21 protein-coding genes are annotated in these 24,030 nt (G+C 69.1%); 12 read left to right on the top strand and 9 right to left on the bottom strand.

The features are described 5' to 3' along the window. From NA8_RS27275 to NA8_RS27260, 4 genes are all read right to left on the bottom strand, one after another. Nucleotides 1–1,368, bottom strand: coding sequence for a sensor histidine kinase (locus NA8_RS27275; RefSeq protein ID WP_084467115.1), 1,368 nt, complete (start codon nt 1,366–1,368; stop codon nt 1–3). Continuing rightward, the gene (locus NA8_RS27270) at nt 1,365–2,069 is read right to left on the bottom strand and encodes a response regulator transcription factor (RefSeq protein WP_439957422.1); all 705 of its coding nucleotides are present in this window, start codon (nt 2,067–2,069) and stop codon (nt 1,365–1,367) included. The genes NA8_RS27275 and NA8_RS27270 overlap by 4 nt, the downstream gene beginning before the upstream one ends. Nucleotides 2,070–2,206: 137 nt before the next feature. Then, a complete protein-coding gene (locus NA8_RS27265) occupies nt 2,207–2,593 on the bottom strand; it encodes a hemophore-related protein (RefSeq protein ID WP_063053211.1) in 387 nt (128 codons plus the stop codon). Between the two features lie 124 nt (nt 2,594–2,717). Beyond that, nucleotides 2,718–4,781 (bottom strand): AMP-binding protein, encoded by a 2,064-nt coding sequence (locus tag NA8_RS27260; RefSeq protein WP_084467114.1) that lies wholly within the window; start codon nt 4,779–4,781, stop codon nt 2,718–2,720. A gap of 320 nt (nt 4,782–5,101) precedes the next feature. Between NA8_RS27260 and NA8_RS27255 the strand changes: the two genes are divergently transcribed. From NA8_RS27255 to NA8_RS27230, 6 genes are all read left to right on the top strand, one after another. Then, entirely contained in the window at nt 5,102–9,040 is a 3,939-nt protein-coding gene (locus NA8_RS27255) for an ATP-binding protein (RefSeq protein WP_084467122.1), read from the top strand. Beyond that, complete coding sequence (locus tag NA8_RS27250) at nt 9,037–9,450, top strand: roadblock/LC7 domain-containing protein (protein ID WP_011207200.1); 414 nt, start codon at nt 9,037–9,039, stop codon at nt 9,448–9,450. The genes NA8_RS27255 and NA8_RS27250 overlap by 4 nt, the downstream gene beginning before the upstream one ends. A gap of 7 nt (nt 9,451–9,457) precedes the next feature. Continuing rightward, complete coding sequence (locus tag NA8_RS27245) at nt 9,458–9,832, top strand: DUF742 domain-containing protein (RefSeq protein ID WP_014981573.1); 375 nt, start codon at nt 9,458–9,460, stop codon at nt 9,830–9,832. Continuing rightward, a complete protein-coding gene (locus NA8_RS27240) occupies nt 9,813–10,415 on the top strand; it encodes a GTP-binding protein (protein ID WP_174186021.1) in 603 nt (200 codons plus the stop codon). The genes NA8_RS27245 and NA8_RS27240 overlap by 20 nt, the downstream gene beginning before the upstream one ends. A 51-nt stretch (nt 10,416–10,466) precedes the next feature. Then, nucleotides 10,467–12,062 (top strand): acetyl-coenzyme A carboxylase carboxyl transferase subunits beta/alpha, encoded by a 1,596-nt coding sequence (locus tag NA8_RS27235; protein ID WP_063053210.1) that lies wholly within the window; start codon nt 10,467–10,469, stop codon nt 12,060–12,062. Between the two features lie 82 nt (nt 12,063–12,144). After that, complete coding sequence (locus NA8_RS27230; protein WP_063053209.1) at nt 12,145–13,002, top strand: aldo/keto reductase; 858 nt, start codon at nt 12,145–12,147, stop codon at nt 13,000–13,002. A 22-nt stretch (nt 13,003–13,024) separates the two neighbouring features. Here the strand turns inward: NA8_RS27230 and NA8_RS27225 are convergent, their stop codons facing one another. Continuing rightward, nucleotides 13,025–14,128: an NAD(P)-binding domain-containing protein gene (locus NA8_RS27225; protein ID WP_063053208.1), complete on the bottom strand. Its 1,104-nt coding sequence runs from the start codon at nt 14,126–14,128 to the stop codon at nt 13,025–13,027. An 89-nt stretch (nt 14,129–14,217) separates the two neighbouring features. Here NA8_RS27225 and NA8_RS27220 point away from each other — a divergent pair, with 89 nt between their 5' ends. The 5 genes from NA8_RS27220 to NA8_RS33180 are packed head-to-tail and all read left to right on the top strand — an operon-like array spanning nt 14,218 to nt 18,895. Then, on the top strand, nt 14,218–14,946 hold the full coding sequence (locus tag NA8_RS27220) for an enoyl-CoA hydratase (RefSeq protein WP_063053207.1): 729 nt from the start codon (nt 14,218–14,220) through the stop codon (nt 14,944–14,946). Then, complete coding sequence (locus NA8_RS27215; protein WP_063053206.1) at nt 14,946–16,088, top strand: MBL fold metallo-hydrolase; 1,143 nt, start codon at nt 14,946–14,948, stop codon at nt 16,086–16,088. The genes NA8_RS27220 and NA8_RS27215 overlap by 1 nt, the downstream gene beginning before the upstream one ends. Before the next feature lie 38 nt (nt 16,089–16,126). After that, nucleotides 16,127–16,333 (top strand): antitoxin, encoded by a 207-nt coding sequence (locus NA8_RS27210; RefSeq protein ID WP_040870205.1) that lies wholly within the window; start codon nt 16,127–16,129, stop codon nt 16,331–16,333. 47 nt (nt 16,334–16,380) lie between these two features. Then, nucleotides 16,381–18,675 carry an ATP-dependent DNA ligase gene (locus NA8_RS27205; protein ID WP_063053205.1) on the top strand — a complete coding sequence of 765 codons (2,295 nt, stop codon included), beginning with the start codon at nt 16,381–16,383 and terminating at the stop codon, nt 18,673–18,675. Between the two features lie 43 nt (nt 18,676–18,718). Further along, complete coding sequence (locus NA8_RS33180; protein ID WP_245664026.1) at nt 18,719–18,895, top strand: antitoxin; 177 nt, start codon at nt 18,719–18,721, stop codon at nt 18,893–18,895. A 41-nt stretch (nt 18,896–18,936) separates the two neighbouring features. Here NA8_RS33180 and NA8_RS27200 read toward each other — a convergent pair whose 3' ends face one another. Next, nucleotides 18,937–19,581, bottom strand: a complete 645-nt coding sequence (locus tag NA8_RS27200) for a cysteine hydrolase family protein (protein WP_063053204.1) — start codon at nt 19,579–19,581, stop codon at nt 18,937–18,939. A gap of 250 nt (nt 19,582–19,831) precedes the next feature. Between NA8_RS27200 and NA8_RS27195 the strand changes: the two genes are divergently transcribed. Then, entirely contained in the window at nt 19,832–21,088 is a 1,257-nt protein-coding gene (locus NA8_RS27195) for a lipase family protein (protein WP_063053203.1), read from the top strand. Nucleotides 21,089–21,254: 166 nt separating this feature from the next. On the opposite strand, the gene NA8_RS27190 is transcribed toward NA8_RS27195, so the two are convergent. From NA8_RS27190 to NA8_RS27180, 3 genes are all read right to left on the bottom strand, one after another. Beyond that, the gene (locus NA8_RS27190) at nt 21,255–21,908 is read right to left on the bottom strand and encodes a DUF8020 domain-containing protein (protein WP_063053202.1); all 654 of its coding nucleotides are present in this window, start codon (nt 21,906–21,908) and stop codon (nt 21,255–21,257) included. A gap of 586 nt (nt 21,909–22,494) precedes the next feature. Further along, nucleotides 22,495–23,232 carry an energy-coupling factor transporter transmembrane component T family protein gene (locus NA8_RS27185; protein ID WP_063053201.1) on the bottom strand — a complete coding sequence of 246 codons (738 nt, stop codon included), beginning with the start codon at nt 23,230–23,232 and terminating at the stop codon, nt 22,495–22,497. Next, nucleotides 23,232–24,030, bottom strand: a 799-nt coding sequence (locus tag NA8_RS27180) for an ABC transporter ATP-binding protein (RefSeq protein WP_157106949.1), incomplete at its 5' end; no start/stop codon positions are given. The genes NA8_RS27185 and NA8_RS27180, both read right to left, overlap by 1 nt.

Below are 24,030 nucleotides of genomic sequence, written 5' to 3'. Positions count from 1 at the left end.
TCAGACAGAGCCCGGCAGATCCAGGACCAAGCGGATTCCGCCGAGCGTGCCTTCGTCGAAATACGCTCGGCCGCCGTGCAATTGGGCCTGCTGGGCCACCAGCGCCAAGCCCAGGCCCGAGCCGCCCTTGCTCGCCTGGCTGCCGCGGAAGAAGCGGTCGAAGACGGCTTCGCGCTCCTGCGGCGGGATCCCGCGGCCGTTGTCGTCGATCGAGATCACGATGTGACCGCCCGGCCCGCGGTGCGCGGAGACCAGGGCCTCGGTGGCTCCGCCGTGTTTGACGGAGTTGGCCAGGGCGTTGTCCACCGCCAGCCGCAGTCCGGCGGGCAGGCCGCGGGTGACCAGTTCGGCGTCGGAATCGATGCGCACGGTGAGGCCGGGGAAATGCCGCATGGCGTCGTGTGCGGCCTGGTCGCACAAATCGCCGACGTCGGTGGCCACGTGGTCGCGCTCGTTGGTCAGGTCGCCGGTGGCCAGCCGCTCCAGCGCCGCGAGCGTGGTCTCCACGCGGCCCTGGCTGCGTTGCAGGTCGTCGAGGATCTCGGCCCGCTGCGCCTCGTCCAGGTCGAGGGTGCGCAGCACCTCGAGGTCGGTGCGCATCGCGGTCAGCGGGGTGCGCAGCTCGTGGGCGGACACGGCGGCGAAATCGCGGGCGGTCTCCAGTGCGGCGGCGGTCTGGGCATGCGCCTGATCCACCCGCTGCAACATGGTGTTCACCGCGTCGGCCAGTTGCTCGGCCTCGTGCACGCCCGCGCCCTCCACCCGCGCCTGTGGATTGCGGGGACCGGGATACGCGCTGCGCGCGCCCACCTGCCGGGTGAGCCGCACGATCGGACGCACCGCCGCGCCCGCGAGCAACCAGCCCAGCCCCGCGGCGGCGGCGATGGCCAGCAGAGCGCCGCCGAGCACCCACCGTTGCTGCTCGGCGGTGGCCTCGGCGGCGCCCGCGGCGGGGATGCCGAGCGAGACCACCCGGCCGGCGGGTTGATTCTCGGTAGTGGTCAGGATCCGGTACGGGGTGCCGCCCACCGCGACGGTGCGGGAACCGGTCGGCTGCGAGGGCAGTTCGGTGGGTGTGCTCGCGACGACATCGCCGTTGTCCCGGACGGTCACGGCCATATCGTTGTTCAGCCCGGTCAGGCTGATGAAGCGGACCGCGAGCTGCGGCTCGATCAGCACGATCCGCGCCGCGACGGCGAGTTGCTGGTCGGACTGCTGCACGTTGTTGCGCTCGATGGCACGGATGCTGATCAGGCTGATCAGGGTCACGATGATGATCGCGCCCGCGGCCGCCGCGCCCGCGACCCGGGTGCGCAGCGAAAACGACCGGCGCCGTCGGGTTTCCGGCGGCGCGGCGGGCTCGGTCATTTCGGTGCTCGGAGCACGAATCCGACGCCGCGGATCGTGTGCAGCAGCCTGGGGGCGCCGTCCACCTCGAGTTTGCGGCGCAGGTAGCCGACGAAGACGTCCACCACGTTCGTGTCGGCGGCGAAGTCGTAGCCCCACACCAGTTCCAGCAGACGCTCCCGGCTCAGCACCACGCCGACGTTCCTGGCCAGCGTGGACAACAGCTCGAATTCCCGCTTGGTGAGCTCGATCTCGCGGCCGTGCAGCAGCGCGCGATACCCGGCGACGTCCACCTCGAGCGGGCCGACGGTGACCGCGCCCGGTGTGGCGGGGGCGGGTGCGTCGGACCGCCTGCGCAGCAGCGCCCGGATCCGTACCACCAGCTCCCTCAGTACAAACGGTTTGACCAGGTAGTCGTCGGCACCGGACTCCAGTCCGGAGATGCGGTCGTCCACCGACGCACGGGCGCTGAGCACGCAGATCGGCACCTCGTTGCCCATCGCGCGCAAGGCGGTGACCACCCCGGCGCCGTCGAGCACGGGCATGTTCATGTCCAGCACGATGGCGTCGGGCGCGTTCTCGTTCACACTGCGCAGCGCTTGCGCGCCGTCCCTGGCCACGAGGACTTGGAAGCCGGACAATCGCAGCCCGCGCTCGACCGAGGCGAGCACGTCCTCGTCGTCGTCGACGACGAGGACCGTCGGATTCGGAGTCGAGGTCACGTCATCCATTCTGCTCCCCGCCTCCGGTGAAACCTCGCGTTGTGCGAGTCGGGCACGCGGGACAGGGGTTCACATCCCGCGGGACGACCCGCCGTGGTGCCGGAGCAACCCGGCGAGTCGCCCATGTCTGCGCGGGATCAGTAGTTGTGGCAGGTCTCGGCCACGACCCGGATCGTGTCGCGCAACTGTGCGGTCCGCGGGTCGTTCTCAGCTCGGCGCACCGCGTCCGGGTTCTCGTCGATGGCCCGCCGCAACTCGGCTCGGCGCTGCTCGACCGGCTGGTCGAACCTGCGCTGCAACTCGGCCTTCTGGCTCGGGTTCGCGTCGAGCACCGCGGCCAGCTGCGGCGCCTTGTCGTGCAGCGCCGCGTCGACCTGGGCGAACGAGCAGTCCGAGGTCAGCAGCGGCTCGGCGTATTCCATCGGGCCCGCGCCTGCGATGGCGGGGCTCAGGAACAACGTGACCGTGGCGAATCCACCTGCGGCGAGAGCGGCGACGGCGGGGCGGCCTACGGAACGTTTCATGATGTGTTGCCTCCAATTCATCGTTTTGGTTTCGGGGCGGTCTCGAGGCTATTTCGAGCTGTTGGCACCGATCTGAACATCCTCTGTGGAAACTCTGAGGACGTTGCACGGGCGATATGGAAACCTAGGACGGCACAACCGGATCCACGCCGGGCGCCACCACGTCATCGGTGTTCTCGTTGTTGTCCTGGGCCGGGTCGCGCCACTCGGGATGCGCCGCGCGGATCTGCTGCTCCAGCGCCGCGAGCACGCCCGGGTCCTCGATGGTGGAGGGCACTTCGAATGTCTCGCCGGAGGTGATCTGCCGGATGGTCTTACGCAGGATCTTGCCCGACCTGGTCTTGGGCAACGCCGTCACGACTACGGCGTCGTGCAGCGTGGCGATGGCGCCGACCTGGGTGCGCACCCGCTCGATCAGCTCGTCGCGCAGGCGGTCCGGATCGATGTCGACACCGGACTTGAGCACCACGTAGGCCAGCGGCCGGTGCCCCTTGAGCTCGTCGGGCAGCCCGATCACGGCGCATTCGGCGACCGCCTCGTGCCCCGCGATGGCCGCCTCGATGCTGCCCGCCGAGAGCCGGTGCCCGGCCATGTTGATCACGTCGTCGCTGCGGCCGAGAACGTACAGGTAGCCGTCCTCGTCGAAGTAGCCGGAGTCGCCGGTGAGGTAGTGACCGGGGTAGGCGGAGAGATAGGAGCGCTCGTAGCGGGCGTCGTCACGCCAGAGCCCGATCAGCGTGCCGGGCGGCAGCGGCAGGCCGATGACGATGTTGCCCTCGGTGTTCGGCGCTACCGCGTTGCCGGAGGAGTCGAGCACGCGTAGTCGGTAGCCGGGTATCGGTACCGAGGCCGAACCCGGTTTGATCGGCAGGCGCTGCAGGCCGAGCGGGTTCGCGCAGATCGGCCAGCCGGTCTCGGTCTGCCACCAGTGATCCACGACGGGGCAGTCCGAGCGACCCGCGAGCAGGGTCTCCTCGGCCCAGGTGTAGGTGGCCGGATCCAGGCGTTCGCCCGCGCAGAACAGGGCGCGCAGTGAGGACAGGTCGTGGCGGTGGGCCAGCTCAGCCCGGGGGTCCGCCTTGCGGATGGCGCGCAGCGCGGTCGGGGCGGTGAACAACACCTCGACCTTGTGCTTGTCGACCACCCCCCAGTACGCGCCCGCGTCCGGCGTTCCGACCGGCTTGCCTTCGTACAGCAGCGTGGTGGCTCCGACCAGCAGCGGCGCGTAGACGATGTAGGAGTGACCGACCACCCAGCCCACGTCGGAGGCGGCCCACATCACCTGGCCCGCGTCTATGTCGTAGATGTTGCGCATCGACCAGGCGAGGGCCACCGCGTGCCCGCCGTTGTCCCGGACCACGCCCTTCGGCTTCCCGGTGGTGCCGGAGGTGTAGAGGATGTAGAGCGGATCGGTCGCTGCGACCGATACCGGATCCGCCGCGGGCGCGTCGCGTACCGCGTCGTCCCAGTCCAGCCACTGCGCGGCCACGGTCTGCGCCGAACTCGGCAGGAACTCGGTGGCGGGCTGCGGCGCGGGGAAAGGGATCGTGTCGAATTGCGGCCGCTGCTTGACGATCACCGTGCGCGGCGCGGTCGTCTCGGCGAGATCCAGCGCCTGCAACACGATGGGCGGGTATTCGATCTTCTTGCCCGGTTCCAGGCCGCCGGACGCTGTGATGATCAGCACCGGCTCCGCGTCATCGATGCGGGCGGCCAGCTCCGGGGCCGCGAAGCCGCCGAACACCACGGAGTGGACCGCGCCGATGCGAGCGCAGGCCAGCATCGCGATTACCGCCTCGGGGATCATCGGCAGGTAGATCACCACGCGATCGCCTGCCGAGACGCCCAGCCGGGCCATCGCACCGGCGAACCGCGACACCTCGTCGAGCAGCTCGGCGTAGGTGTAGACGACCGTGGCGCCGATCATGGCCGAGTCGTAGATCAGGGCGGGTTGATCGGCGCGATCGGGGGCGCCGGGAGTGGTGGGGTGCACATGCCGGTCGAGCGCGTTGAAGGAGGTGTTGAGGCGAGCGCCGGAAAACCACCTGGCGACCGGGCGGGCGCCGGGATCGACGATCTGCGTCGGTGGCACGTCCCAGTCGATCGCTTCGGCCGCGCCGGCCCAGAACTCGGCGGGATCCACCAAGCTGGTCTGATAGGCCGGTCGATACTCGTGCCGCACGTTCAACCCCGTGACTCCCTAGCCTCGCCTCGATGCCCGCCTCGATAGATCTGGTTGATTGTGGCAGACTTCACGCGACGCCCGGGTGGGTGCCGCTACCTTTGGTTTTGCCTGGAACTGGCAGGTCAATGATCGCGACATCACGCCGAGTCACCCAAGAAGTTATTGATCCGTTAGAATCTGATGTCACTTATTTGGGCCGTCGTAGACGCAATTTCTCGGCCAGCCGCAGCTCTCGGCCAGCTCCACCTGTCGAGCCAAGCACGCGAATGTGGAGGTTCGGTTGATGGCGCGTGGTAGAGGCCAGTTTGGAAAGTGAGTGGGAGATGCGTGACGCCGCTAGGTCCGGCAGCAGCCGCTGGGCTCTGGGCAACTGGGACCTGCGCTGGAAGGTTACGGCGGTGCTCGCCGTGCCTCTGGCGGTCGCGGTCGGGCTCGGCGTGTCCAGGATCTCCTCGGAGTTCGCGGAATCGAACCGGCTCGCCGACATCTCGGAGAATGTCGCCGCGATCCCCTCGGTCACCGCGCTCAGCGCGCAGACCGCCACCACCGCGGGATCGCAGATGATCTCACTGGGGTCCAACCAGTCCGTGGTGACCGATCAGAACCTCGCGGATCTGGACAAGGCCATCGCCAACGCGGAGAAGGCGGTGGCCAAGCTGGACGGCGTGCCCGGCGCGCGCCCGGCCATCGACAGCATGCTCACCCAGGCCAAGGGCGTGCGCGCGCAGGGCAAATCGGTCTCCACCGGCCCGCCGTCCGACACCCTCGCGCTGATCGACCGAGTCCGCAACGACAGCGTCCGGATCGTCGAGACCACGGTCGGCCAGGTGAGCGACACCGCCGTCGACGCGGCCAAACTGCGGCTGGTCGACTCGCTCAACACCCGTGTCACCCTGGTCGGCGAACTCGCCGCCTTCCCCGAAGTGCTGCGCTCTCAGCAGTCCGGCGTCCAGAGCTTCCTCATCGCGTCCAATACCGAGCGCGCGCTGCTCAACGTGCTCGCGCACCGCTTCTCCGACGGCGACACCTCCATCGCCGACCTGCGCGCGGGCATCGACACCAGGATCGCGCTGCTGACCAGCCCGCAGGCGCAGGCGGGCCAGCTTCCCGTCGGCGACCTGAAGAAGTCGCTCACCGACAGCCTCGCGGTCTACGAGCATGTCGTCGGCAAGGCGACCAAGGACATCGACTCCGCGATGAACTCGCTGGTGACCACCGCCCAGCGCGACGCGTGGACCTACACCGCCGTCGTCATCGCGACCATCCTCGCCGCCCTCCTGCTCGCGGTCTTCGTGGCCCGATCGATGATCGTCCCGCTGCACCGGCTGCGGTTGGCCGCGCTGCGCGTGGCCGAGAGCGACCTGCCGCACGAGGTCGCCCAGCTCCGCAACGGCGCCTCTCCGGAAGAGGTGCCGCTGGAACCGATGCCGGTGCGCAGCACCGAGGAGATCGGCCAGCTGGCCCGCGCGGTCGACGACATCCACGGGCAGGCGCTGCGCCTGGCGAGTGACCAGGCGAAGATGCGTTCCCAGGTCAACGACATGTTCGAAACCCTGGCGCGGCGCTCGAAGTCGCTCGTCGACCATCAGCTCACCCTCATCGAGGCGATGGAGTACGACGAGAAGGACCCGCGCCTGCTGGAAAACCTCTTCCGGCTCGACCACCTCGCCGCCCGCATGCGCCGCAACGGCGACAATCTGCTGATTCTCGCTGGCACCAGGCAGCGCCGCGCCAAGTCCGCCCCGGTCGAGATCGCCGACGTGCTGCGCGCCGCGATCTCCGAGGTCGAGGACTACGAGCGCGTGAAGCTCGGCGCCACGCCGCGCGGTTCGCTGAAGGAACCCGCCGCCTCCGACCTCGCGCACCTGTTCGCCGAGCTGCTGGACAACGCGCTGCGCGCCTCGCCGCCGGAGACCGACGTCAAGTTCACCTTCGCGCAGGCACACGATCAGGGCCTGCTCATCGAGGTGGCCGACCGCGGCATCGGTATGCCGCCGGCGGAGATGGCCGACATCAACCGCCGCTTGGAGCAGACCGCCGAGCCGGGGCCGGACACGGCCCGCCACATGGGTCTGTTCGTGGTCGGCAGGCTCGCCGAGCGGCACGGTCTCACCGTGCGGCTGCGCCCGACCTTCGACACCGCGCGCGATCCGGGCGTAACGGTGACCGTGCACGTGCCGGTCGGACTGATCGTCGCGGGCAAGCCGAGCGCGGCGCAGACCGTCACCCCGCAGCCGCAGCCGGTCACCCCGCAGCCCTCGCCGCAGGCCGCCGCGCCGCAGCGTCCGTCGTCCATGCAGATGCGGGCCGTCACCCGGACTCCTGGGGGCAATGTCATGGTCACTGTCGATCCCGGGGTGAGCGGCCCGATTCCGGTCGCCGGCGCCAAGCCCACCGGCACGCCCAGCGGTCCGATCCCCACCGGCCCCGGCGCACTGCCGCAGCGGCAGCCGGGTTCGGCGATGTCGTCGAGCGGTATGCGCTCGGAGGCGCAGCAGTCGGCGACCAGCCTGCGGCCCGCGCCCGGGCAGCAGGCGCCCAGCGGCCCGCAGCGCGGCAAGCTGGCCGCGGCCAACCTCCCCAAGCGCAACGTCACCCCTGGCGGTCCGCCGCCGCGCCAGCCCGGTGGTCCCGCGGAGCAGTCCGGTTCGGGCCTGCCGCCGCGTGAGCCGAACTCGGGCGAACTGCCCTTGCGTCAGCCGGGCGCCAATGGTGTGCCGCAGCCGAGCACCGGTCTGCCGCAGCGTCAGCCGGGCACCAACGGCGTGCCGCAACGGGACGCGTCCACCGGCCTGCCACAGCGCGAAGCCGCTTCCGGCGGTCTGCCGTCGCGCGACCCCGTGAGCGGTCTGCCGCCGCGCGAGAACGGCCTGGGTGGTCTGCCGCCGCGGGAAAGCGGTTTGGGTGGTCTACCGCAGCGTGAGTCCGCCTCCGGTGGCCTTCCGCAGCGTGAGCCGGGCCCCACCGGTCTGCCGCTGCGCGAGCCGGGTCCGACCGGCCTACCGCAGCGGCAGCCGGGTTCGAACGGTGTGCCGCAGCGTGACTCGGCGGCAGGTGGTCTGCCGCAGCGTGAGTCGGCCCTGGGTGGTTTGCCGTCGCGTGAGCCGGGTTCGACCGGTCTGCCGTCGCGTGAGTCCGCCTTGGGTGGTCTGCCGCAGCGTGAGCCGGGTTCGACCGGTCTGCCGCAGCGTGACTCGGCCTCCGGTGGTTTGCCGCAGCGTGAGTCGGCCTTGGGTGGTCTGCCGCAGCGTGAGCCGGGTTCGACCGGTCTGCCGTCGCGTGAGCCGGGTTCCACCGGTCTGCCGTCGCGTGAGCCGGCTTTGGGCGGCTTGCCGCAGCGTGAGCCCGGCTCGACCGGCCTCCCGCCGCGGCATCCGGCGCCCAACCTCCCGCAGCGCGACGCCGCGCCCGGTGGGCTGCCGCAGCGCGAACCGAGTAGCGGTCTCCCGCAGCGGGATTCCGGCGCCCATCGCCTTCCGCAACGCGATTCCGTCAACGGCTTGCCGCAGCGTGAGCCGGGTTCCGGCGCGCTGCCCGCTGTCAACGGTCTGCCGCAACGGGATTCGGCTTCGAACGGTCTGCCGCAGCGTGAGGCGACAGGTGGGCTGCCGCAGCGTGAGCCGGGTGCGGTGAGCGGTCTGCCGCAGCGTCCGCCCGCACCGTCGAGCCCGCCGCCGCAACGCGAGAGCGGGCTGACCGGGCTGCCACAACGGCAGCCGGGCGCTCAAGCGCCGCAGCGCCAGCCAGTGCCGCCGGGTATCGCGCTGCCGCAACGTGGCCAGCACGCCGCGAGCGAAGAGCAGTCCGCCACCGCACCGGGGCGCGATCCCGGCAAGCACAGCTTCCGGTCCAACCCGGCCAAGACGGCCTCGTTCTTCCAGACCAGGCTGCAGCCCGCGGACGAGTCCGGGGCGTCGATGGGCGGAACGCCGATCTTCGCCGAGATGATGTCGGCGTGGCTGTCGGATCCCAACGCGGATCGGTCCCAGGTGGCGGCCTCCTTCGAATCGCCGGGTGACGAAGGTTGGCAAGCGGCTCGGCGCGCCAGTGAGGCGCAGCCCGAGACGAAAACGGCGGCGGGCTTGCCGCAACGCAATCCGGGCGGAAGGCTTGTCCCCGGCGGCGTAAGCGGTGCGGCGGATCGGGCGCCGCGCCGTGACCCAGAAACGATCAGGTCCAGCTTGAGTCGTCACCAGCAGGGCGTCCGGGATGGCCGCGCAATGAGAGCAATGAACCTAACCGGAGATAAAGGAGACCGATGAACCCCGATCTAGGTGGTACGAATCGTCAGCTGGATTGGCTGGTTTCGAACTTTGCCAACGAGGTTCCTGGCGTAGCCCATGCCGTCCTGGTCTCGGCGGACGGCCTACTCATGGCCGCGAGTGCCCAGCTGCCCGTCGACCGCGCCGAACAGCTCTCGGCCGTCACGGCCGGTCTGGCCAGTCTGTCAGTCGGCGTCTCGAATCTGTTCGAGGGCGGCACCGTGCTGCAGTCCGTCGTGGAGATGGAGCACGGTTACCTGCTGCTCATGGCCGTCGGCGACGGTTCCTACCTCGCGGTGCTGACCAACACTTCGTGTGACATCGGTCAGGTCGGTTACGAGATGGCTCTGTTGGTCGAGCGTGTTGGTCAGACTGTTCAGGCCACGCCACGCGTCACGATGGGTTCCTGATGGTGGGATGGACATAGAAGATCACCGCGTGGGGAGCGCCGAGCCGAGCCTCGTACGCCCATACTCGCTGACCGCAGGCCGCACCAGGCCCGCGGTCGAGTTGGCGTTGGAGGCTCTCGTCGCATCGCATCCGGTCGCCCTCGAGCGGCAGTTCGAACTGACCAACATCGAGACGTCAATCGTGGAGTTGTGCAGAGAATCGCCGTCCGTTGCCGAGGTAGCAGCCCGATTGGGCATCCCTATCGGGGTGGCCCGTGTGCTCGTGGCCGATTTGATCGAGGCCGGGCACGTACGCGTATCGGCGACTTTGAAAGACGATTCCAGCGACGATGAGCGTCGCGAGCTGATCGAAAGGGTTCTCAGTGGACTCCGGCGTATTTGATTCGACGGCGCAGGTCGACACCCGTACCAGCAAGCCGACATCGGCGAAGATCGTGGTCGCCGGTGGCTTCGGCGTCGGGAAGACCACGTTGGTCGGTGCTGTGTCGGAGATCGTTCCGCTGCGCACCGAAGCGTTGGTGACCAATGCCAGCGCCGGGATCGACAACCTGACCGGCATTCCGATGAAGTCGACCACCACGGTGGCGATGGACTTCGGCCGGATCAGTCTCGCCGACGATCTGGTGTTGTACCTGTTCGGCACGCCTGGCCAGTATCGGTTCTGGTTCATGTGGGACGACCTGATCCGTGGCGCTATCGGCGCCGTCGTGCTGGTCGACACCCGCAGGTTGGAGGACAGCTTCGCGGCCGTCGACTACTTCGAAGCGCGCGGCCTGCCCTTCCTGGTGGCGCTCAACGAATTCGACGACGCGCCGCGGTACCCGATCGAGGACATCCGGCAGGCGCTCGCCGTGCCCGCCGATGTGCCGATCCTGTCCATCGACGCGCGTCGTCGTGAGCCGGCCAAGCAGGCGCTGGTCGCGCTCACCGAGTACGCGCTGCGCAAGGTGATGCAGGGCTACTGAGTGCTCGCGCGGCTCGCCGGAGCACTGGGTAGGGCCGGATAGGCTCGCCCGGTGCGTACTTCGGCGCGAGAGTTGCTCGAGCAGCTGCTGGACACGGACTCGTTCGTCAGCTGGGACCGGCCGCCGGTGACGGTGGCCGCTTCCCCGCAGTATCGCGATGCCTTGCAGAAGGCGGCGGTCGTGGCGGGTACCGACGAATCGGTGCTCACCGGTGAAGGGCTGCTGCGTGGTCGGCGCGTGGCCGTGATCGCTTGCGAGTTCGGGTTCCTGGCCGGCTCGATCGGCGTGGCGGCGGCGGAGCGGATCGTGTCGGCGGTCGAGCGCGCCACCGAACTGGGGCTGCCGCTGGTCGCTTCGCCGACCTCCGGCGGGACCAGGATGCAGGAGGGCACCGTCGCCTTCGTGCAGATGGTGAAGATCGCCGGTGCGGTGGCGGCCCACAAGTCGGCGGGTCATCCCTACGTGGTCTACCTCCGCAACCCGACGATGGGCGGCGTTTTCGCTTCCTGGGGCTCGTTGGGCCACATCACGTTCGCCGAGCCCGGGGCGCTCATCGGGTTTCTCGGCCCTCGGGTCTATCAAGCGCTGTACGACAGGCCTTTTCCGGAAGGCGTGCAGACCGCGGAGAACTTGTATCGCCGCGGCGTCATCGACGGCGTCCTGACGATCCCGGTCTTCCGTCGCATCGCCCATCGCGCACTGAGCGTGTTCAGCGGCATCGAGCTGCCCGATTCCGCTGCGGCACAGTGGTATTCCGAGAAGATCGCACCGCGACCACAGGACTCGGGCGCGCCGGACCGTGTTCAGGATCCTGAAAACCGTGAAGCAGAACGACTTCGGTTGGTCGAAGCGCGCGGTCGCGCTGCGGACGATCGAGTGTGGCAGTCGGTCCTGATCTCCCGCCGCCCAGAGCGTCCCGGCATTCGAGAGCTCTTACGTCATGTGACGCAACGAGTTCCGCTCAGTGGCACCGGTCAGGGCGAGTCCGATCGCACCGCCGTGCTCGCCCTCGGTCGGTTCCGGGGCCGGCCGTGCGTAGTGTTCGGGCACGACCGGCGCGGCCAGCAAGGCGAGAACACCATGGGCCCGGCCGCGCTGCGTGAGGCGCGGCGCAGTATGGCGCTTGCTCGCGAGTTGCGGCTGCCGCTGGTACTGGTCATCGACACGGTGGGCGCGGCGCTGTCGAAGGAGGCGGAGGAGCGCGGACTGGCACCCGAGATCGCCCGTTGCATCGCCGATCTGGTGACGCTGGACACCCCGACCGTCTCGGTGCTGCTCGGCCAGGGCACCGGCGGTGGCGCGCTGGCGCTGCTGCCCGCCGACCGGGTGCTCGCCGCCACGCACGCCTGGCTCGCCCCGCTGCCGCCGGAAGGAGCGAGCGCCATCGTCTTCCGCGATACCGACCATGCTGCGGAATTGGCCGCCGCACAACGAATCGGTGCCGCCGACCTACTGGACGACGGCGTGGTCGACCGGATCGTGCCGGAGTTTCCCGACGCGGCGGACGAGCCGGTGGACTTCGCCCGGCGGATGGTCGCCGCGATCGCGAACGAACTGGCGACCTTGCGCGCACGGCCGGAACCGGAGCTGCTCGCGGCGCGCCAAGCGCGGTACCGGCGGCTCGGGCTGCCCGGTATGACGGGCTGACCGCAGGTTTACCAGCAAATTGCAGGCCAACACACCAGAGCGCGTGATTGACGGTTCGCCGCCACACTTCTACCGTCGGAATGTGACCTTCAAAAGCGAGACCAGCACCGTTCCCTCGATCGTGCTGAACGACGGGAACGTGATCCCGCAGCTCGGCTTCGGCGTATTCCAGGTACCCGCCGAGGACGTCTTCTCGGTCGTCACCACCGCGCTCGAGGTTGGCTACCGCAGCATCGACACCGCCGCGATCTACGGAAACGAGGAGGGCACCGGCCGTGCGATCCGGGAATACGGCCTGCCCCGCGACGAGATCTACGTCACCACCAAGCTGTGGAACTCCGATCAGGGCTACGACTCGACGCTGCGCGCGTTCGACGCCAGCATGCGGCGGCTCGGCCTGGACTACCTCGACCTCTACCTCATCCACTGGCCGGTGGCTGTGGCCGACCGCTTCGTGGACACCTTCCGCGCCTTCCAGGCGCTGAAGTCACAGGGCCGGGTGCGGTCGATCGGCGTCTCGAACTTCACGGTCGCGCACATTCAGCGGCTCATCGCCGAGACCGGTGAGATCCCGGTGGTGAACCAGATCGAGCTGCACCCCAGCTTGGCGCAGCGCGAACTGCGTGAGTTCCACGCCGCCAACGCGATCGCCACCGAGGCGTGGAGTCCGCTCGGACAGGGCACGCTGCTCGGCGACGCCACCATCACCCAGGTGGCCGCCGAGGTCGGTCGCACGCCCGCGCAGGTGATCATCCGCTGGCATCTGCAACTGGGCAACGTCGTCATCCCGAAGTCGGTGACGCCATCGCGGATCGCGGAGAACTTCGACGTGTTCGGCTTCGAGCTGACCGCGGAGCAGATGGACGCGATCAATGGCCTGGACAGCGGTTCGCGCATCGGCGGGGACCCGGACACGCTCACGCTCGGACTGATCGACTGACGACTCGGGCCGCGCGCACCCGTCAGCGCAGCCCCAGATGCCGGGTGAGTTCCATCGCCGCCGCGCGCCCCGCGCGATTGGCGCCCACGGTGCTGGCCGACGGCCCGTAGCCGATCAGATGGACGCGCGGGTCGGCGGCTACCTGGGTGGCCAGCCGTCCCGACATGGCGATGCCGCCGCCGGGCCCGCGCAGCCGCAGCGGCGCCAGGTGGTCGAGGGCGCTGCGGAAGCCGGTGGCCCACAGGATCACGTCGGCCTGCTGAAAGGTTCCGTCGGCCCACCGCACGCCGCCGGGCTCGATGCGCTCGAACATCGGCAAACGGGTGAGCGCGCCGCGAGCTCGTGCCGCCCGTAACCGGTCGTCGAGCGGCAGCCCGGTGACCGAGACCACCGATCCCGGCGGCAGTCCGCGCCGGACGCGGTCTTCGACCATCGCGACCGCGGCTCGCCCCGCCTCTTCGGTGAACGCGCCCTCGCGGAAGCGCGGCGGTGTTCTCGTGACCCAGGTCGTCGTGGTGACCTGGGAGATCTCGTCGAGCAGCTGAACGGCCGAGATGCCGCCGCCGACCACCACGACGTGCTTTCCCGCGAATTCCACGGCACTGTGGTAATCGCGGGTGTGCAGCTGGCGACCGGTGAACGTCTGCGCTCCGGGATAGTGCGGAACGAACGGATTCTCCCAGGTGCCGGTGCAGTTGATCAGGCCGCGAACCCGGATGAGGCCGGCCGCGTCGGTCTCCGCGCCGAGCACCGCGCCGCGATCGGCCGGGCCGCCTTCCTCGGTGCGATCACAGACCACGGTGACCGATACCCGGCGGTGAACGCGCAGGTCGAACCGCTTTTCGTACAGCTCGTAGTAGTGCGGCACTGCGGATGCCGCAGGCGCGGACGACGAACCCGGTGGCAAGGTCTCGGCGAACGACATGCCGGGCAGATCGTGCACCCGGTTGACCGTCTCCAAGGTGAGGGAGGGCCAGCGGAACTGCCACGCGCCGCCGGGCCCGGGGGAGCGATCGACGAGCAGGAAGTGCCGTTCGGGCCGCAGCCCGAGGCGCTGGAGGTGGTAACCGGCCGACAGTCCCGCCTGACCAGCGCCGATCACCAGAATGTCGAAGTCGGTCGGCACAGCCGGTGATCGTATCGCCCAGCGCGGAATGGGTAGTCCTCTGTGGCAGAGTGAAGAGATCAGACGGACCGTTCAGTCGGGGAGGTCGCATGCTCGGGGTCAGCCGGGACGGTGACGTGGTCACCATCGAACTTCAGCGGGAAGAGCGCCGCAACGCGCTCAACTACGAACTCGTGACGCTGCTGCGCGAGGCCGTGCTCGCCGCTGTCGCCGGCCAGGCGCGAGTCATCGTGTTGACCGGGCGCGGCCCGGTCTTCAGTGCCGGCGCCGATCTGTCCGGGGTGTACTCCGGCGATTTCCTGTCCGAGTGGATGGAAACGCTGCACACCATCGAATCCGTGCCGATCCCGGTGATTTCGGCGATCAACGGCGCCGCGATCGGGGCGGGCGTGCAACTGGCGCTCGCCTCGGACCTGCGGGTGATCTCGCCGGAGGCATACATCGCCATTCCCGCGGCGAAACTGGGCATCAGCGTGGATCGGTGGACCGTGCGCAGGCTGGTCGCCTTGATCGGCGGCGGTCCGGCGCGCACGGTGTTGCTGGGCGCCGAACAGATATCGGCCGAGGACGCCTACGGCTTCGGGTTCGCCAACCGGATCGGTGCGGCGTCCGACGCGCAGGCCTGGGGCAAGCAGATCGCGGCATTGGCTCCGTTGTCCCTGCGGCACATGAAGCTGGTGCTCAATGACGACGGAACGCGTGATCCGGAAACCGCGCAGCAGCGCGCGGCGCTGGAGGCCGCGTGGACGAGCGAGGATGCCAAGGAGGGTCGTTTGGCCAGGCAGGAAAAGCGCGCCGCGAAATTCGTGGGGCGATGATGGACATCAGGCGCATCGCGGGCGCCGCGGCGGGCACCCTCGGCATCACCTGGGTGGTCCGGGCGGTATGGGACATCCCTTCGGCGATGGGCGCTTCGATTTCGGCGATCCAGCCGTACGCGGTGGGCGCGGCGACCTATCGCGACCGCCAGTTCCACAACACCGAACCCAGTAGCCAGGTGGTCGCGGGGTCGGCTCCCTCGCTGTTGGTCTCGGCGTTGACCCAGCGCAACGTGGGCAGGCCGCGGGGCCCCATCCCACTGCGGACGCCGCAGCAGCCGGCCGCGGCGTCCGCGCTCGCGGTCACCTGGTACGGCCACGCCACGACGTTGGTCGAGGTCGACGGGTACCGCATTCTCACCGATCCGGTGTGGAGCGAGCGAGTTTCGCCATCGGCGCTGGTCGGACCCGCGCGGATGCATCCGGTGCCGCAGCCGCTGACCGATCTGCCCTCGATCGACGCGGTGCTCATCTCGCACGATCATTACGACCATCTGGACAAGTGGACCGTGCGGGAGCTGGTGGCACGCCAGAGCGCGCCGTTCCTGGTGCCGATCGGCATCGGCGCCCACTTGCGGCACTGGGGTGTGCCGGAGGATCGCATCGTCGAATTGGACTGGGGCGGTTCGGTGTCGCTCGCCGAACTCGGCCGGGACCGCGACGGCGGGGATCTCGTACTCACCTGCACGGAAGCGCGGCATTTCTCCGGGCGCGGCCTGCTGCGCAACACCACGTTGTGGGCCTCGTGGTCGATCGCCGGGCCGACGAGGCGCGCCTATTTCGGGGGCGATACCGGCTACACCAAGGCGTTCGCCGAGGCGGGCGCGGCGCTCGGTCCGTTCGACCTGACGCTGCTGCCGATCGGCGCCTACGACGAGCGCTGGCCGGATGTGCACATGAATCCCGAGGAGGCGGTCCGGGCACACGCCGACCTGTGCGACGGGAATGCCGGTCACGGATTGCTGGTACCCATTCACTGGGCCACCTTCAATCTCGCCTTCCACGGCTGGTCCGAGCCGGTCCGGCGCATGGTGGCCGCGGCGCGGGGGGCGGGCACCGAGCTCGCGGTGCCGATGCCCGGGCAGCGTGTGGACCCGTCGAGTGCCCCACCTGCGGATTCTTGGTGGGAGAATGTGGAGTGAACGACTTCTGCTAGTTGGCGACAGGAAGGATCACGGCGATGAGTTTCGCGGATACGGTCAAGGGCCTGGTCGACAAGGGTAAGGACGCGGCAGCCAAGAACGCCGACAAGATCAATTCAGCGGTGGACAAGGCCGGTGACTTCATCGACCAGAAGACGCACGGCAAGTACACCGACAAGATCACCAAGGGCAAGGAGGCCGCCAAGAAGGTAGTCCCGCCGGATCAGTCCGGACCGCACGCCTGAGCGAGCGGCGGAGACCACGACCGGGTCTCCGCCGCTACACTTCGGATATGGTGGCCCGCCGCGAGTTCGGTGGTATCGAGGTTGACCTGAGCAACCTCGACAAGGTGTTGTACCCGGCCACCGGAACCACCAAAGGCGAAGTCATCGCCTACTATTCGGCGATCGCGCCTGCCATGCTGCCGCATGTCGCCGGGCGGGCGGTCACTCGCAAGCGCTGGCCCAACGGCGTAGACGAACCGTCCTTCTTCGAGAAGAATCTCCCGTCGCACGCCCCCTCCTGGATACAGCGGCGCACCCTGTGGCATTCCGATCGCAAGGTCGTCTATCCCTTGATCGATTCCGAGGCCGGGCTGGCCTGGCTCGCGCAGCAGGCCGCGCTGGAAGTGCATGTGCCGCAGTGGCGTTTCGACGGCGACGACATAGGCCCGGCCACCAGGCTGGTCTTCGATCTGGACCCGGGCGAGGGAGTCGGGCTCGCCGAATGCGCCGAGGTGGCCCTCGCGGTGCGCGAGATGGTCGAGGGCATCGGTTTGCGCACGTTCCCGGTGACCAGCGGCAGCAAGGGAATCCACCTCTACGTGCCGCTGGATCGCGAACTGAATTCGGACGGCGCCTCCACCGTGGCGAAACAGGTGGCCACCAATCTGCAACGGCTGCACCCGGATCTGGTCACGGCGACGATGGCGAAGGCGGCTCGCGGCGGCAAGGTCTTCCTCGACTGGAGCCAGAACAACGCCGCCAAGACCACCATCGCGCCCTACTCGATGCGGGGGCGGCCGGAGCCGAATGTCGCCGCTCCACGCACCTGGAAAGAGATCGAGAACCGGAAGAGGCTGCGGCATCTTCGGTTCGACGAAGTACTCGCCAGATACCGATCGGATGGCGATCTGCTCGCCGAACTGGATGCGCCGCCCGCGGGAAAAGGCTCGTCCGCGGCGGGAGCGGGCCCGGACGCGTTGACGAAGTACCGATCGATGCGGGATCCGTCCCGCACGCCCGAGCCCGTTCCCGCGCAGCCACCCGCGCCGGGGGCGGACAACCGCTACGTCGTGCAGGAGCATCACGCGCGGCGCCTGCACTGGGATGTGCGGCTGGAGCGCGACGGGGTCCTGGTCTCCTGGGCGGTGCCGAAGGGCCCGCCGACCTCTCCCGAGCAGAACCGCCTCGCCGTGCACACCGAGGACCATCCGATGGAGTATCTCGACTTCCACGGCGCCATCCCGAAGGGAGAGTACGGCGCGGGCGAGATGACGATCTGGGACTCCGGCACCTACGAGACCGAGAAGTGGCGCGACGACGAGGTCATCGTGCGGTTCCACGGTAAGCGGCTCACCGGTCGGTACGCGCTGATCCAGACCAACGGCAACCAATGGCTGATGCATCTGATGCGGGCGGAGAACGGAGCCGAACCGCAGCCGCAGCAGCCGCCGGGCCGGATCATCCGTCCCGCCAACGGTCCCTCGCCGCTTCCGCGCGGCCTGTCGCCGATGCTCGCGACGCACGGTGACGTCGCCGATCTCGGCGCCGACGAGTGGTGCTTCGAGACGAAATGGGACGGCTTCCGGCTGATCGCCGAGATCGACTCCGGCGCGATCACATTGCACAGCCGGGCGGGGAACGTCGTGACCGACCGCTATCCGCGCATCACGGCGTTGCGACGGGAATTGTCCGGGCACCAGGTGGTGCTCGACGGCGAGGCCGTCGTCTTCGACGATCACGGAGTCGCGAATCTCGGCCTGCTGCAAGCCGATGCCGCGCGGGCGGTATTCGTCGCGTTCGATGTGCTGTACCTGGACGGCACATCGCTGCTGCGCAAAAGATATTCCGACCGCCGCAGGGTGCTGGAGGCGCTCGCCGCGAACGCGCCGTCGATGGTGGTGCCGCCACGACTGGACGGTTCAGGCTCCGAGGCTTTGCGCTACAGCCAAGAGCACGGACTCGAAGGCGTGGTCGCGAAACGCAAGGATTCGGTGTATCTGCCGGGTAAGCGCGGGCATGCCTGGGTGAAGCAGCGCAACTGGCGCACCCAGCAGGTGCTGATCGGCGGGTGGCGGCGCAGTACGGCGCGGCAGTTCAAATCGCTGCTGGTCGGTATTCCGCACGCCGGCAGGCTGGTCTACGTCGGACGGGTCGGCACCGGCTTCGACGACTCGGCCATGCGCGAGCTGGCCGCGCGGCTGCGCAAACTGGAGCGCAAGACCTCGCCGTTCGACAACGACCTCACCGCCGAGGAACGCAAGGAGGCGGTGTGGGTGACGCCGAAACTCGGTGGCACCGTGCGGTTCATGAACTGGACCGAGACAGGCCGGTTGTGGCATCCGGCTTGGCTGGGCGCTGGGTAGGGTTGTCTCGCGGTTGTTCCCAGCGCGAAACGAGGAGTGCAAGGTGGACTTCAAGAACCTGGCGGGTAAGGCGATGGACCTGGCCCAGAAGAACGCGGACAAGCTGGACGCGGTCATCGACAAGGCGGGCGACCTCGTCGACGAGAAGACAGGCGACAAGTTCACGAGCCAGGTCGACGCCGCCCAGGCCGCGGCCAAGAAAGCCTTGCGGGAGAAGTGACTGTCGAACGGGACCCGGTCGTGGCCGGGTCCCGTCCCGGGTCAGTTGCCGCCCGCGAGCAGCGGGGTGATGGTGGCGATGTCGGTCACCAGCGCGTGCCCCTGGAATTCGAAATCCGCGTAGGCCCGCGCCATGGCCTCCTTGTCCCGGCCGCCGACCGCGTCGCTGATCACCACCGGGACGAAACCGAGATCGGTGGAATGCGCGACCGTGGGCGCGATGCCGATCTCCAGGGCGACGCCCGCGATCGCGTAGGCGCCGATGCGCAGGTCGCGCAGCATCGAGGCCAGGGGAGTCCCCTCGAAGGCCGACATCGATGTCTTGTCGAACACCACCTCGTCCGCGCGCGGCCGCAGCTCGGGAACCAGCTCGAAGGCCGGGGTGTCGCGCTGCAGGATGAAGCGCACCTCGTCCACCGAATCCACCTGCTGCCAGCTCATCGCCATGCGCAGCGCGAATGCTCCGCTCAGCCGCTCCGGCAGGAAGAAATGGCGCAGGAAGACCACCGGGTAGCCACCCGAGCGCGCGGCGTCGACCACCCGAACCACCCGCTCGATGATCTCTGGGCCGTCCGGCAACTGGCTGAGCACGCCGACCTGCATGTCGTAGACGATCACCGCCATCCGGTCGGGCGCGCACACGTCGGCGAGTCCCTCGGGGATGTCCAGTCCGTTGCCATGCCGCATGCTCGGCTACTCCTCTTCGTTGCGCTCGCGCTGCGGGCGGGGTGACGCCGGACAGCTATTCGATTGCGCCAGGGACGGTTTGGCAAACACTGTAGCCAGCCCCTCGGACAACGGCGGCGGTGGGTGTGACCTGCGATCGCCCGTTGCCGGGTCCGTCCGCCCGGCAGTAACGTTGAGGTCTGGAGGCCAGGTGAACCGGCGCCGACCGCACCGGGACACTCACCGCCTCGCCGGGACTGGGGAGGCCCTGATGAAGGATGTGCACGCAGCGCCTGTCACCGCGCAGGCGAGCGACCGCCCGGTGCGCACCGCGATCCTGGGGATCGCGCTGTCCGCACTGATCGCTCTGGCCGCCGTCCCGGCGGCACACGCCGAGCTACCCCCGCCGGACCAGGACCCGTTCTACGCGGCCCCCGCGGGCCTCGAGCGCTACCACAACGGCTCCGTGCTGGATTCCCGCCCGATCGCGTTGTTCGGGTTCCCCCTGCCGGTTTCGGCATGGCAGGTGAAGTATCGCAGCACCGATGCGAGCGACGATCCCGTGGCAGACGTGGCGACCGTGATGGTCCCGATGCTGCCGTGGTTCGGCCCGGGCGCCCGGCCGCTGCTGTCGTATCAGGTGCCCGAGGACAGTCTCGGCACGCGGTGCGCGCCGTCGTTCGCGCTGCGCGGCGGCTGGGACAGCGGGGCGGTGAACACCCTGATCGACACGCCGTTCATGGCGGAGGCGCTGCGGCGCGGGTGGGCGGTGGTGGCCGGCGACTACGAGGGGCCGCGGTCCCGGTTCCTGGACGGGGTGAATTCCGGACGCGGGGTGCTGGACGGCATCCGGGCGGCCCGTGATCTTCCGCAGGCCGGGCTCGGTCCCGCGACACCCATCGGCGCCTGGGGCTATTCGGGCGGCGCGTTCGCCACGCTGTGGGCGGCGCAGATGCAGCCGTGGTACGCGCCGGACGTCCGGTTCGCGGGCATCACCTCGGGTGGCGTTCCGGCGGACTGGCCTGCCATAGCGCGCGAGGCGGACGGCACCGTGCAGGCCGGGCTGGCGTTGCTGATCCTGTTCGCCATCGCGCGCAACGACCCCGGTAACGGTGTGCTGGCGTTGCTCAACGATCGGGGGCGCGCGGCGCTGGCCGAGAACGCCACCATGTGCGGGTCCGACCTGGTGCCGAAGTACGTCGGCGCGCGGGTCGACGACTTCGCCGTCGTTGCGGATGTGTTGTCGCATCCGGCTTTCCGCGCCGCGACCGACGCCCAGGAACTCGGCGGCAGTGCGCCGGAGACGCCGATGTACCTGTACCACAGCCGCACCGACGACGTGATCCCCGTGGCGGGCTTCACCGACCTGGTCGGCCGGTACTGCGCGCAGGGAGCGGCGATCACCTCGGTGCACTCGATGCTGCCCACCCACAACCCGGCGGCGATCGGTGAGGCACCGGGCGCGATGAACTTTCTGGGCGATCGGTTCGCGGGTCTGCCGGTGGCCGCCGGATGCCGTGAGCGGTGAGTGGACGACCGGCTGATCGTGGGCGCTGGTCGGCGCGCACCGGATCCGCCGACGGACGCGGATACGTGGGCGCGGTGGTCGCTTCCGGCGAACCAACGACTGACCGCACAGACGAAAGCGCACCGAATCGCGGTCGATTCGGTGCGCGTAGCGCCCGGGGCGCCGGTCAGTTCTGCGAACGCCCGGTGGTGTCCATCCACTTGGTGCTGCCGGGCGGGGCGGCCAGCGTGCTGATCAGATCGATACCGGCGATGACCAAGGCCGGTCCACCGACGACGATGGTGCCGATGATGCCGCCGATTCCCGCGCCCGCGAGCACGGTGGCGATACCGACGGGTCCGCCGATGAGCCCCGTCAGACCGACGAGCGCTCCGATGACCGTGCCGATGAACCCGCCGACAGCGGTGGCTATGCCGAACTGCGACAGGAAGGCGTCCATCGCGCGCTGGTTCTCGAATGGCGAGGCGACCGGGGTGGCGACGGGGCGCGCCTGCGCCGCGTCCTTGACGACGGTCAGCTCCAGCACCCGGCCCGCGTCCCGCACCACGTGGGACATGGGGTATTCGAGCCCGTCCTGCCGGAAGGCGAGTGGCAGCGTGACCGCGACCGCGCCTGCCGCGTCCTTGATGTCGACCGCGTCCCCGCGCACCTCGAACGTGCCCGCGGTGAGCGTCGTGACGACCTTGTTCCCGATCAGCTCGGCTTGGTAGCCGATGTCCGGAACCGCTGTCGCGCCCGGTTCCGCGTGCGTGACACCGGACCCCACCGTGAGCGCGGCGACCAGTGGCACGACAGCGGCAGTGACTTTCCGCAGAATCATTTCTCGGTTTCCAATCTTCATCAGGCTTCGAGCAATAGAGAACGCGGCGCACGCCGAATTTCCTTCCCCCATCGGCGTGTACATCCGTGATGTGATCTAAAAGACAGTTACTTCCGAGTGATAACTGTACTGTGGCCGGAGGGGTTTGGGACACGAATTCAGAGGGTAATCATCCGTGTTTGTCGGCGGCATAGTTATAGCTTTCCGCTATTTATTGATCGTGACGATGGGCGTTTTGATGGAGCTGTTGGGGGCTTCGTTCGGATGGCGGGGTGCCATCTTCGAATCGAAGCATTGAATCCGAAGCATGCGACCGCGGTCGTCCGCCGGGCGTAATCTCCAGCACGGCAGCGTCTTTCGTGAGGGTCGGGATGCGTGCGGGGGAGAGGCGCGCCATGCCCCCGATCCTGGGGACCGAGTGTTGGCGCGGGCGGGCGGCCGGATCTCGCCGCGGTGGGTCGGCGGCTTCGCTTCCCGTCGAAGCGCGGTACGTGAACTGCCGACAGTGCTTCCCGCGTCATCGATCGGGTCTTATCTCGGGTGATACCAGACAGTTTGCAAATACTCAGCGAATCCGATGCCGCAATCAGAGCAGCAAGTGCAATGCGACGGAGCCGAGGCAGACGCCGAAGACCAGCGCGAGAGCGAGAGCATCGCGCAGGCCGGGAGCGTTGGGATGGGCGGTGAGTTGGCCCGTGCCACCGCGTGCGGTGATCGCCTCACCCAGTTCGCCGGCCCGGCGGGTGGCCACCGCCATGGCGGCGGTGAGGATGTCGATGAGCGGGTTGTCGACCGCGCGGGCGAGCATGCGGTCCTTGGGGCGGAGGCGACGGGCGGCGCGCAGCACCCGGATCTCCTCCATGAGCAACGGCAGACCGCGCAGGGTGAGCGCGACGACCACAGCCCATTCGTCCACCGGCATCCGGAGCCTGCGCAACGGCGCGCCCAGCTTGGCCAGAGCGGGCGCGACGTCGCCCATCGGCGTGGTCCACGCGATGAGGAACGAAGCGGTCACCAGGATCAGGGTGAACGTCGCGATCTGCGCGTAGCGCAGCACCGCCGCACTGCCGACGGGGACGGTGAGCAGGCCGCCGACGACGAACAGCGCCCAGAACCACCAGGGCGGGCGCGGCAGCGTGCCGAGCGGCAGCCGGGCGACTGCGCCCACGATCACCAGGAACGCCGTCATCACGGCGAGCACCGGCCAGGACGGCAGGAACATCAGCACCAGGCTGATCAGGAACACTCCGATGATCTTGGTACCCGCCCACAGCCGGTGCACCGGACTGGCGACCGGCACTTGGCGCAGCAGAACGGTGCTCATCATCGACCTCCGTGCTCGAACCGCCAGGCCGCCGATTCACCGGGCGCGTGCAGCGCTGCGGAATCGGCTCGCGCGGCCGCCTTGCTCGGCACCGGCGTGGCCGCCCACGCGGATTCCGCGCTCAGGATGCGTCCCGATCGCAGGTGCACCGTGCGGTCGCACACCGCCGCCATGTCGGCCACGTCGTGCGAGATGACGATCAGCGTCAAACCGGCATCCCGGAGCCGGGCGAGCAATTCCACGATGTCGGCTCGACCCTCCGGGTCGAGCCCGGCCAGCGGTTCGTCGAGCACGACCACTTGGGGGTGGCTGGCCACGATCGCGGCGAGCACCACCCGTTTGGCCTGGCCGCCGCTGAGTTCCTCGATCGAGCGTGCGGCCAGCGACCGGTCCAGCCCGACCGCGTCCAGCGCGCGCCCGACCGCACCGGAGCCCGTGGCGCGCCCGCCCCAATCCGCGATCTCCGCGCCGACGGTCTGCTTCTGCAATTGCAGGCGGGAATGCTGGAACGCCAGCCCGACCCCGCCGATCTGCTTGCCGACCGGCTTCCCGCGCAATTCGCACCGGCCGGAACTCGGTTCGATCAGGCCGGCCATGATCCAGGCCAGGGTGGACTTGCCGGAGCCGTTCCCGCCGACGACGAGCAGCGCTTCGCCCTGCCGGACGGACAGGTCGACGCCGTGCAGCGCGGGCGCTTCCCACGGCGTCGCCCGGTTGTAGGTGTGTCGGACATCGCGCAGTTCGAGGACCGGTTCGCCCATCGGCCTGCGGCGCGCGGCGCGGGCCGGCCGCGGCCAG

The sequence above is a fragment of the Nocardia arthritidis NBRC 100137 genome, assembly GCF_001612765.1.
GTDB lineage: Bacteria > Actinomycetota > Actinomycetes > Mycobacteriales > Mycobacteriaceae > Nocardia > Nocardia arthritidis.
Note: the sequence above shows the minus strand (reverse complement) of the source record. Positions and strands in the feature narration are given on the sequence as shown.

What these genes read in the sequence shown, in the direction of transcription:
- NA8_RS27245 (WP_014981573.1), top strand. Translation starts at nt 9,458, where the DNA reads ATGGACATAGAAGATCACCGCGTGGGGAGCGCCGAGCCGAGCCTCGTA.
- NA8_RS27215 (WP_063053206.1), top strand. Translation starts at nt 14,946, where the DNA reads ATGGACATCAGGCGCATCGCGGGCGCCGCGGCGGGCACCCTCGGCATC.
- NA8_RS27190 (WP_063053202.1), bottom strand. Translation starts at nt 21,908, where the DNA reads ATGATTCTGCGGAAAGTCACTGCCGCTGTCGTGCCACTGGTCGCCGCG.
- NA8_RS27200 (WP_063053204.1), bottom strand. Translation starts at nt 19,581, where the DNA reads ATGCGGCATGGCAACGGACTGGACATCCCCGAGGGACTCGCCGACGTG.
- NA8_RS27210 (WP_040870205.1), top strand. Translation starts at nt 16,127, where the DNA reads ATGAGTTTCGCGGATACGGTCAAGGGCCTGGTCGACAAGGGTAAGGAC.
- NA8_RS27265 (WP_063053211.1), bottom strand. Translation starts at nt 2,593, where the DNA reads ATGAAACGTTCCGTAGGCCGCCCCGCCGTCGCCGCTCTCGCCGCAGGT.
- NA8_RS27275 (WP_084467115.1), bottom strand. Translation starts at nt 1,368, where the DNA reads ATGACCGAGCCCGCCGCGCCGCCGGAAACCCGACGGCGCCGGTCGTTT.
- NA8_RS27250 (WP_011207200.1), top strand. Translation starts at nt 9,037, where the DNA reads ATGAACCCCGATCTAGGTGGTACGAATCGTCAGCTGGATTGGCTGGTT.
- NA8_RS27255 (WP_084467122.1), top strand. Translation starts at nt 5,102, where the DNA reads ATGCGTGACGCCGCTAGGTCCGGCAGCAGCCGCTGGGCTCTGGGCAAC.
- NA8_RS27205 (WP_063053205.1), top strand. Translation starts at nt 16,381, where the DNA reads ATGGTGGCCCGCCGCGAGTTCGGTGGTATCGAGGTTGACCTGAGCAAC.
- NA8_RS27220 (WP_063053207.1), top strand. Translation starts at nt 14,218, where the DNA reads ATGCTCGGGGTCAGCCGGGACGGTGACGTGGTCACCATCGAACTTCAG.
- NA8_RS27195 (WP_063053203.1), top strand. Translation starts at nt 19,832, where the DNA reads ATGAAGGATGTGCACGCAGCGCCTGTCACCGCGCAGGCGAGCGACCGC.
- NA8_RS27185 (WP_063053201.1), bottom strand. Translation starts at nt 23,232, where the DNA reads ATGAGCACCGTTCTGCTGCGCCAAGTGCCGGTCGCCAGTCCGGTGCAC.